Raw genomic sequence first — 1,211 nt, forward strand, 5'->3', positions numbered from 1 at the left:
GCAGCGGCCAACTGCTCCTCGGTGAGCGCTGTCGCCCGGAATCCGGCTCCCGTGAGTCGACTGGCCAGCTGATCCACGGAACGCATCACGCACTTCTGGGCCCCCACGAAACCGCCCCCGCGCGCCGCCACCGCCTCGGGGCAGAGCTCAGGATCGAGCTTCAGGGCGATCCATGTGATCCGTACGGCCGGTGCTCCGGTCTGGGCCTGCAGCGGGGCGTAGTTGCTGACGGCCACGGACTGCTGGGGAAGATGCAGCGCCGGAGCCGGCTGGGTGTGCTGCACGATCTGCGCCGACTCGAGCCGGATTCCGTCCACCTCCAGGGCGTCGCGGACGAGCCCCACCGGCAGTGGGTGGCGTCCACGCTCGGCCCGCAACGCGGTGGCGTTCGACTCGACTTGAAGCACGGCGGTCACGAATGTCCCGTCCCCGACCATCCCGACCTGCCGCCTGTCCCGGTCTCCGTACACATACGTACGCAGGGCGGGATCACACTCGACGGCAGGGGCGAACGCCGGTTCCGTGCCCGGCGGTATCGGGGCATGCGCCGCCCGGCGCTTACGTGCGCGCAAGGCCCGCGCGGTGCCGAACCATTCGTGCCACGCACGGCCACGACGGCGTACGACCGCAAGCAGCACCAGGACGGCCGCGACGACAGCGGTCGGCACGACGACCAGCGGGTCGATCACCCAGGCGGCCAGCAGGAGGGCTGCGGCCACCTCGATGAGTACAAGCCGTTGCAAGCGAAACGAGCCGAACTGTGCCGAGCGCGCTCGGAGATGAAAGGTGACGGGCCCTCGGGGCGACGACGCGCCGGCATCATCGGGCGCTGCCTGACCTTGATTTCCGGACCTCGACGGTCCCCGAGCCCCGGTCCGCGCTGCGGCAGCCATCAGTCCAACCCCCCGTAAATTCTCCCGAGTCACCCTGGTGATCGCGGGACACGAACCCTCAGGAGTGCCCGCGAACCTTACCCACCTCACACGTGTGATTACTCAACAGGCATAGTAGGGGCCGGGTCTGACAACGGAGGGTGGGGGTGGCACGCCCCCGGCGCCGCACGGGGGAGAAGCAGGCACTCATGGCATCACGGCGGGACGAACTCAACGCCTACACCTTCGCGAAGCGCCGCACGCTGGCGTCCTTCATTCAGCCGTCACCATCGGGTTCGGAGGAAGGCGCACCTCGCCCGCTGCGTGGCGTGGTCCCCG

1 protein-coding gene is annotated in these 1,211 nt (G+C 69.4%); it reads right to left on the reverse strand.

The features are described 5' to 3' along the window. Positions 1–893 (reverse strand): type VII secretion protein EccE (eccE, locus tag ACZ5CR_RS46110; RefSeq protein ID WP_468869948.1); only part of this gene is annotated, 893 nt, incomplete at its 3' end. Positions 894–1,211 lie beyond the last annotated feature (318 nt).

The organism is Streptomyces sp. NPDC031274, from assembly GCF_055570235.1.